This window comes from Streptomyces sp. NRRL B-24572 (genome assembly GCF_002156145.1).
Classification (GTDB): Bacteria; Actinomycetota; Actinomycetes; order Streptomycetales; family Streptomycetaceae; genus Streptomyces; species Streptomyces vietnamensis.
Genome location: NZ_MWIG01000813.1, coordinates 1 through 6,517 on the forward strand (window position 1 = coordinate 1; position 6,517 = coordinate 6,517).

The following is a 6,517-nucleotide window of genomic DNA, read 5'->3' on the forward strand; positions in this document are numbered from 1 at the left end:
TGCGTGCGTGCGTGCGTGCGGCGGACCGTCCGTCAGACGGCGCGGCCCAGGGCCGCGATGACGTCCGCCCTGCGGGGCTGCCCCGCTGCCCTGCGGACGACGCGTCCGGCGGCGTCGAGGACGAGGACGGTGGGGGTACGGGCGATGCCGAGCTCGCGCACGAGGTCGAGGCGCTCCTCGGCGTCGATCTCCACGTGCCCCACGCCCGGCACCATCGCGGCGACCTCGGCGAGGGTGCGGCGGGTGGCCCGGCAGGGCTGACAGAAGGCCGTCGAGAACTGGACGAGGGTGGCCCGCTCCCCCAGTGCGGCACCGAGCGCCTCCGGCCCCAGGACCTCGGTCATCCCACTTCCCTTCGCTCTCCCGTTCCTCCGGTGCAGCGTCCCACGGGGCCGATGGATTCCCGTCACCGACCACCGCGAGTGACGAGAATCTCCCCGTACGAAGCCGTCTGGACTGGTCACCGGGCCGCACATGGGGCACGATCTGCCCAAAGCCGAAAACCTACGGCCGCGTAACTTCGCCGGGAGAACCCTCTCCGGGCGCATGCAGAAGAGGTTCCTCTCCGATGGCAGAACTCGTCTATCGACCGGTCATCGGCGCCGCTCTGACCATGTTCAAGGCGCTCGACCTGAAGATCGACACGCAGGGTTCGGAGCACATCCCGCGGACCGGCGGTGCGGTGCTCGTGAGCAACCACATCAGCTATCTGGACTTCATCTTCACCGGCCTCGCCGCCCTGCCGCAGAAGCGCCTGGTGCGCTTCATGGCGAAGGACTCGGTCTTCAAGCACAAGATCTCGGGGCCGCTCATGCGCGGCATGAAGCACATCCCGGTGGACCGCGCCGCGGGCGAGCACGCGTACAAGCACGCCCTGGAGTCGCTGCGGGCCGGCGAGATCATCGGTGTCTTCCCCGAGGCGACCATCTCCCAGTCCTTCACGCTGAAGAGCTTCAAGACGGGCGCCGCGCGCCTGGCGCAGGAGGCGGGCGTCCCGCTGATCCCGATGGCACTGTGGGGCACCCAGCGACTGTGGACGAAGGGTCGGCCGCGGAACTTCAAGCGCAGCCACATCCCGGTGACCATCCGCGTGGGCGAGCCGGTGGAGGCCCCCGCCGACCAGTACGCGGGCGCGATCACCCGGCGCCTTCGCGAGCGCGTCCAGGAGCTCCTGGAGGCCGCGCAGCGCGCCTACCCGGTGCGACCGAAGGACGCGAACGACACCTGGTGGATTCCCGCGCACCTCGGCGGTACGGCTCCGACGCCGGCCCAGGTCAAGGAAGCCGACTGACGGAACCGTTCCCGCACCGCCCGGGTCAGAGCCCGGCCGGCAGCGTCCGGTCGAGGTGCGGGCGGTCCGGGGCGGCCTTCAGGGCGCCCAGGACGACCGGGTGCGGCTCGGCGTACAGCTCGGGGTAGTCCACTTCGCCGAGCTCCGGCCGTACGGTCCAGGCCAGCCGCTCCTCCCCCAGGGAGAACCGGGCGTCGACGCCCGGCTTGTTCCCCCGCACGTCCTGGCGGGCCCAGGCGCTCTCGCCGGGCAGCAGGACGGCGACGAGGCCGTGGACGACCGGATCCGAGCCGTCGTCCTCGGTGAGCCGCTGGTAGCAGAGGGCGGCGGGGATCCCGCGGGCCCGCAGGAGCGCGGCGTAGGCGAGGGACTTGGCGTAACAGATGCCGTTGCGCTGCTCCAGGACGTCGGAGGCCCGCCAGGTGACCCGGAGATCGCCGGAGTCCATGGAGTGCGGGATGGTGTCGCGGACGAAGGCGTAGGCCGCTTCGGCGTATGAGTATGCGTCGGGATGATCGTCGGCGAGGCGGTCGGAGACGTCCTTGACGAGCGGGTGGTCGTGATCGACCGACTCACTTGCCGCAAGGTATGCGCCAATATCGGGGTCCTGCTGGATGAGTTCCATACGGGACGACCCTATGAAAACGGCCGGACGGAGTCAATGACTTTCCGTCCGGCCGCATTTTTATGCAGTTTTGCTCAGCGGGCCAGCTCTTCCTTCAGGGCCTGGAGGAAGGCGTCCACGTCGTCCTCCGTGGTGTCGAAGGCGCACATCCAGCGGACATCGCCGGCGGCCTCGTCCCAGAAGTAGAAGCGGAACCGTTCCTGCAGGCGCCGGCTCACCTCGTGCGGGAGGCGGGCGAAGACCGCGTTGGCCTGCACCGGGTAGAGGATCTCCACCCCGTCGAGCTCGCGCACCCCGGCGGCGAGGCGCCGGGCCATCGCGTTGGCGTGGCGGGCGTTGCGCAGCCACAGGTCCTTCGCGAGGAGGGCCTCCAGCTGCACCGACACGAAGCGCATCTTCGAGGCGAGCTGCATGGACAGCTTGCGCAGGTGCTTCATGTGGCTGACCGCGTCGGGGTTGAGGACGACGACGGCCTCGCCGAAGAGCATGCCGTTCTTCGTCCCGCCGTACGAGATCACGTCCACGCCGACCGCGTTGGTGAAGGCGCGCATGGGCACGTCCAGCGAGGCGGCCGCGTTGGCTATGCGGGCCCCGTCGAGGTGCACCTTCATGCCCTTGGCGTGGGCGTGCTCGACGATCGCGCGGATCTCCTCCACCGTGTAGACGGTGCCGAGCTCCGTGTTCTGGGTGATCGAGACGACCTGGGGCATGGCCCGGTGCTCGTCCTCCCAGCCCCAGGCCTGCCGGTCGATCAGCTCGGGGGTGAGCTTGCCGTCCGGGGTCGGGACGGTGAGCAGCTTGAGGCCGCCCATCCGCTCCGGCGCGCCGCCCTCGTCCACGTTGATGTGGGCGGTCTCGGCGCAGATGACGGCGCCCCAGCGGTCGGTGAGCGCCTGGAGGGCGGTCACGTTCGCCCCGGTCCCGTTGAAGACCGGGAAGGCTTCGGCGGTGGGGCCGAAGTGGCTGTGCATGATCCGCTGGAGGTGCTCGGTGTACTGGTCCTCGCCGTAGGCGACCTGGTGGCCTTCGTTGGCGAGGGCGAGGGCCGCGAGGACCTCGGGGTGGGCGCCGGCGTAGTTGTCGCTGGCGAAGCCCCGGACCGACGGGTCGTGGTGACGACGTGCGTCGGTCCTGGGGCCGAGTGCCGCGGTCACGGCTTGGGGGTCAGCCACAGACGCTGTCCATTCACTTCCTGGGCGGGCTTGTCCCAGAGACCCGCGATCTCGTTCGCCAGGTCCTTGACGTCGGTGAAGCCCGCGAACTTCGCGTTGGGGCGTTCGGCGCGCATGGCGTCGTGCACCAATGCCTTGATCACCAGGATGGCAGCCGCCGCCTGCGGGCCGTCGTCGCCCCCCAGCTTGCGGAAGGAGTCGGCCATGGCGAGGGTCCAGGCCTCGGCGGCCGCCTTGCCGGCGTTGTACGCGGCGTTGTTGGCAACCGGCTTGTGCGCGCCGGACTGGCTGACCAGGGCGTACCGGCCGCGTCCGCCGGCCCGCAGCAGCCCGTCGTGGAAGGCGAGCGAGGTGTGCTGGACGGTGCGGATCAGGAGCTTCTCCAGGAAGTCCCAGTCCTTGAGGTCGGTCTCGGTGAAGGAGGGGGCTCCGCGCCAGCCGCCGACCAGGTGGACCAGGCCGTCGATCCGGCCGAACTCCTTCTCGGTCTTCGCGGCCCAGTCGCGCGTGGCGTCCAGGTCGAGGAGGTCGACCGTGTCGCCGACGACCTTGGCCCCGCCGTGGGCGTAGCGGGCGGCGTCGACGGCCTCCGCGAGGCGCGCCGGGTCGGCGTCGGAGGCGACGACCGTGGCACCGGCCTCGGCGAGACGCAGCAGCGTCGCGCGGCCCGCGGGGCCGGCCGCGCCGGCGACCGCGATGACGGCGCCGTCGAGCGGTCCGCCGTTTCCGTTGGAGATCATGGGCGACGCCTCCTCGGTGTTCTCGGTGAGGTCGCTCACGCGGCGGCCCGCACGGTGCTCGGGACGTCGGCGGCGGTGATCCCCTTGGTGTCGGCGATCACGCCCTTCAGCTTCTTGGCGAGGGCCTCAAAGAACATGCTGAGCGGAAACTCGTCCGGAAGCACGTCGTCGACCAGCTTGCGCGGCGGGAGGGAGAGGTCGAGGGCGTCGGGACCCTTGGCCCACTTCGATCCCGGGTGCGGGGCGAGGTAGGTGGAGACGAACTCGTACGCCTTGAACCAGTGGACCAGCTTCGGGCGGTCGATGCCCTCGCGGTAGAGGGTCTCGATCTCGGAGCAGAGGCGGTTGGTGACCTCGGGGGCGCGGTCCCAGTCGATGGTGAGGATGTTGTCCGTCCAGCGCACCACGTCGTTCTTGTGGAGGTACGCGAAGAGGAGCTGGCCGCCCAGACCGTCGTAGTTGCGGGTGCGGTCGCCGGTGAGCGGGAAGCGGAACATCCGGTCGAAGAGGACCGCGTACTGCACGTCGCGGCCGTGCCCGTTGCCCTCGGACTCCAGCTTCACGGCCTCCTTGAAGGCGGTGAGGTCGCAGCGGAGCTCCTCCAGGCCGTACATCCAGAAGGGCTGGCGCTGCTTGATCATGAAGGGGTCGAAGGGCAGGTCGCCGCGGCTGTGGGCGCGGTCGTGGACCAGGTCCCAGAGCGCGAAGGCCTGCTGGCAGCGCTCCTGGTCGCCGAGCATGACGGCGATGTCCTCGGGCAGCTTCACGCCGAGGGTGTCGACCGCGGCCTCGGTGACCTTGCGGAAGCGCGCGGCCTCGCGGTCGCAGAAGATGCCGCCCCAGGTGAAGCGCTCGGGGACCTCGCGGACGGCGACGGTCTCGGGGAAGAGGACGGCCGAGTTGGTGTCGTAACCGGCGGTGAAGTCCTCGAAGGTGATGCCGCAGAAGCCCGGGTTGTCGTAGCGGGTGCGCTCCAGCTCGGAGAGCCACTCCGGCCAGACCATGCGGAGCACGACGGCCTCGAAGTTGCGGTCGAGGTTGCCGTTCTGCGTGTACATCGGGAAGAGCACGAGGTGCTGGAGCCCGTCGGCGCGGCCGGCGGCCGGGTGGAACTCCATGAGGGAGTCCAGGAAGTCCGGCACGGTGAAGCCGCTCTCGACCCACTTGCGCAGGTCCGCGACGAGGGCGCGGTGGTAGGCGCCGTCGTGCGGGACGAGCGGGGAGAGCTGCTCGACGGCCGCGATCAGGCGGTCCACGGCGAGCTCGACGAGCGAGCGGGCGGGGGCGCCCTCGGCCTCGAAGTCGATGGAGCCGTCGGCGCTCTGCCAGGGGCGGATCTCCTCCACGGCATTCTTGAGCTCGGCCCAGGCCGGGTGGTCGATCACGCGGGCGTCGGTGGATATCGCCCCACCGGTCACGTCCTGCACAAGAATTTCCGTCATGCCTCTTCCTCCACAGGAGAACCTTGCGTCAAGACAACGTAACCATTGGCGCTTCGTTCCCACAAGGGGAGGCAAGAGAAATTATCCTGTGCGACCCCCCTGGCGACAGAAGTTTTTCCTGTCAGCCAGGGTTGAGGCCACTCTTCCGCCGCACGGGGTTCAGACGAGCGGCTTGACCAGCAGCTCGAACTCCAGGTCGTCGCGCTGGGGCAGTCCGAAGCGCTCGTCGCCGTACGGGAACGGGGTCATCCGGCCCGTGCGCCGGTAGCCGCGCCGCTCGTACCAGGCGATCAGCTCCTCGCGCACGGAGATCACCGTCATGTGCATCTCGCGCGCGTCCCACAGCTCGCGCACCCGGCGCTCGGCCTCCGCGATGATCTGCTTGCCCAGACCCGCGCCCTGCAGCTCGGGGCGGACCGCGAACATGCCGAAGTACGCGGCCTCGCCCCGGTGCTCCAGCTGGCAGCAGGCGACGAGCTCGCCGTCGCGCTCGACGACCAGGAGCCGGCTGCCGGGGGTGGTGATGACCGCGGTCACGCCCTCGGGGTCGGTGCGCTGCCCCTGGAGGATGTCCGCCTCCGTGGTCCAGCCGCCCCGGCTGGCGTCGCCCCGGTAGGCCGACTCGACGAGCGGGACGAGGGCCGGGACGTCGTCGAGGACCGCTTCGCGGTAGCTGATCCGGCCGGTCTCCTGGGACGTGGCGGTGTCCATGTAACGGGGCTCCCCTCGGGCGCTGACGATCGGCGTGCGCGATCGTCCCGAGCCTAACGCGCGCCTTTCGCTCCCCTTCGTACGCCCGTGCGCGCCCGTGCGCCCGCGTGCGGCGCCCGGGAGGCGGGCATTGCTTGCTGAAGGGGAGCGTCCAGGGGGAGGTGTGCCGTGCACGGACCGGCCCTGTCCGGGTGGTTGCTGGTCGCGCTGTGCGCGGCGACGGGCGTGTACTGCCTGCTGCGGATGCGCGTCTGCGCCGGTGCGGAGCGGAAGGCCGCGGGCGGCGAGGCGGTGATGAGCTTCGGGATGGCCTCCATGGCGGTGCCCGCCGCCGCCCTGACCCCGCCGGAGTGGGGTTGGGCGGTGTACGCGGCGGTGTTCGGCGCGGCGACGCTGCACGGCCTCCTCGCGGTGCGGCACGGCGGCCACCATCTGCACCATCTCGTGGGCTCGCTCGCCATGGTCTACATGGCGGTGGCGATGGCGGCACCCGGCGCGGCGGGGGCGCACGCGGGGCACACGGCGGGACACGCAGC

Annotated in this window: 8 protein-coding genes; 2 read left to right on the plus strand and 6 right to left on the minus strand. The window is 70.6% G+C overall.

The window, feature by feature from the left end:
* Window positions 1–32: 32 nt before the first annotated feature.
* Entirely contained in the window at window positions 33–344 is a 312-nt protein-coding gene (locus tag CCN56_RS36455; protein ID WP_030686007.1) for a thioredoxin family protein, read from the minus strand.
* A gap of 224 nt (window positions 345–568) precedes the next feature.
* On the opposite strand from CCN56_RS36455, the gene CCN56_RS36460 reads away from it, so the two are divergent.
* The gene (locus CCN56_RS36460) at window positions 569–1,291 is read left to right on the plus strand and encodes a 1-acyl-sn-glycerol-3-phosphate acyltransferase (protein ID WP_086832028.1); all 723 of its coding nucleotides are present in this window, start codon (window positions 569–571) and stop codon (window positions 1,289–1,291) included.
* A gap of 25 nt (window positions 1,292–1,316) precedes the next feature.
* Here CCN56_RS36460 and CCN56_RS36465 read toward each other — a convergent pair whose 3' ends face one another.
* The 5 genes from CCN56_RS36465 to CCN56_RS36485 form a co-directional block, all read right to left on the minus strand.
* Complete coding sequence (locus CCN56_RS36465; RefSeq protein WP_086832029.1) at window positions 1,317–1,916, minus strand: transglutaminase family protein; 600 nt, start codon at window positions 1,914–1,916, stop codon at window positions 1,317–1,319.
* A 74-nt stretch (window positions 1,917–1,990) separates the two neighbouring features.
* Entirely contained in the window at window positions 1,991–3,070 is a 1,080-nt protein-coding gene (locus tag CCN56_RS36470; protein WP_086832030.1) for a low specificity L-threonine aldolase, read from the minus strand.
* Window positions 3,067–3,828, minus strand: coding sequence for an SDR family oxidoreductase (locus tag CCN56_RS36475; RefSeq protein WP_086832033.1), 762 nt, complete (start codon window positions 3,826–3,828; stop codon window positions 3,067–3,069). Before CCN56_RS36475 ends, CCN56_RS36470 begins: the two co-directional genes overlap by 4 nt.
* A gap of 35 nt (window positions 3,829–3,863) precedes the next feature.
* Entirely contained in the window at window positions 3,864–5,270 is a 1,407-nt protein-coding gene (locus CCN56_RS36480) for a DUF6421 family protein (protein ID WP_086832031.1), read from the minus strand.
* A 159-nt stretch (window positions 5,271–5,429) separates the two neighbouring features.
* Entirely contained in the window at window positions 5,430–5,981 is a 552-nt protein-coding gene (locus tag CCN56_RS36485; protein ID WP_086832032.1) for a GNAT family N-acetyltransferase, read from the minus strand.
* 168 nt (window positions 5,982–6,149) lie between these two features.
* Between CCN56_RS36485 and CCN56_RS36490 the strand changes: the two genes are divergently transcribed.
* On the plus strand, window positions 6,150–6,517 hold a 368-nt coding region (locus CCN56_RS36490), incomplete at its 3' end, for a DUF5134 domain-containing protein (protein WP_143664736.1).